This window comes from Fibrobacter intestinalis (genome assembly GCF_900167415.1).
GTDB classification, from domain to species: Bacteria; Fibrobacterota; Fibrobacteria; order Fibrobacterales; family Fibrobacteraceae; genus Hallerella; species Hallerella intestinalis.
The window spans coordinates 1-1,278 of the sequence record NZ_FUWU01000116.1; the positions used below are offsets into that span (position 1 = coordinate 1).

Sequence of the window (1,278 nt, forward strand, 5' to 3'; positions counted from 1 at the left end):
CGGTCAGGTACACGAACCCGTGCTTGAGCCGGATGTAGGTGATGTCGGTACTCCGCACCTGGTTCACATGCGTTACTTTCACGCCCCGAAGCAGGTAGGGATACTTCCGGTGCATCGCGTTCGGCGGATTTTCGTTCGGCGAAGCGGCGTCCATCGGCATCATCGGCGGGGCGGACGGTCCCACGTCCATCTTCACGGCGAATAAGCTCGCTCCGCACCTGATAGGCCCTATCGCAGTCGCCGCCTACACCTGCATGGCTCTCGTTCCGCTGATCCAGCCTCCCATCATGCGCCTGATGACCACTCCGAAAGAACGCGTCATCCGCATGAAGAGCCTTCGCAAGGTCGGCAAGCTCGAACGCATCGTCTTCGCCGTCATGGTGATGGTCATCTGCGTCCTGGTCGTTCCCGATGCATCCGCACTGATCATCATGTTTATGCTCGGAAACATTTTCAAGGAATCCGGCGTGGTCGACCGCCTTGTCAAGACTTCGCAAAACGAGCTGATGAACATCGTCACGATTTTCCTCGGAACATCCGTCGGATTGACCATGGCTGCGGACATCTTCCTCCGGCCAAAGACCCTGCTGATTATCGCAATGGGGGTCGTCGCATTCGGATTTTCGACTTTTGGCGGTCTTCTGCTTGCGAAAATCATGAACAAGTGCACCCCGAACAATCCGGTAAATCCGCTAATCGGTTCCGCCGGAGTTTCCGCCGTTCCGATGGCTGCCCGTGTTTCCCAGCTCGAAGGCGCCAAGTACGACCCGCAGAACTTCCTCCTCATGCACGCCATGGGACCGAACGTTTCGGGCGTAATCGGCACGGCGATTGCCGCCGGATACATGATTTCCCGGCTCGCCTAAAGATTCGTACGGAATTCGAGAGAACCCGGCATTGAACGGGTTCTCTTTTATTTTTCAAACAAAAAAGCAAGATTTGCGCAATCAGAACATCAACAATCGTTGAGATCGCCAAATAAAGAACTTATTTTTTAAAATGTAATTTAACAAAATCTTTTGGAGTTCTTATGAAACATAACCATCTCCTTTTCCGCATTAGCGGGCTAATCAGTTGCGCAATAATCAGTTGGGCAAGTATCGTTTCATGTGGAGACGATTCTTCTTCCGGTTCAAAAGACGGCGGTGAAACAGGCAAAGTAAAGACTGTCGCCGATTTGGGGATGTAGCGCTTAACCGCAACTTGGAAAAAATTGAGGAAGCTAATAAGGTGTATATTTCCAACCAAGGAGCCACCTTATGGCAGAAGAAAATAAAC

General features: G+C 51.8%; 1 protein-coding gene and 2 pseudogenes. 2 read left to right on the forward strand and 1 reads right to left on the reverse strand.

Annotation, left to right across the window (positions count from 1 at the left end):
- Positions 1-112: pseudogene (locus B5D40_RS16625) on the reverse strand (IS3 family transposase); the annotation flags it as partial.
- Positions 113-122: 10 nt separating this feature from the next.
- Here B5D40_RS16625 and B5D40_RS15130 point away from each other — a divergent pair.
- Both B5D40_RS15130 and B5D40_RS15830 read left to right on the forward strand, forming a co-directional pair.
- Positions 123-866, forward strand: a pseudogene (locus tag B5D40_RS15130) (sodium ion-translocating decarboxylase subunit beta); the annotation flags it as partial.
- Between the two features lie 164 nt (positions 867-1,030).
- Positions 1,031-1,189 carry a hypothetical protein gene (locus B5D40_RS15830; RefSeq protein ID WP_158222048.1) on the forward strand — a complete coding sequence of 53 codons (159 nt, stop codon included), beginning with the start codon at positions 1,031-1,033 and terminating at the stop codon, positions 1,187-1,189.
- The last annotated feature ends 89 nt before the right edge of the window (positions 1,190-1,278 follow it).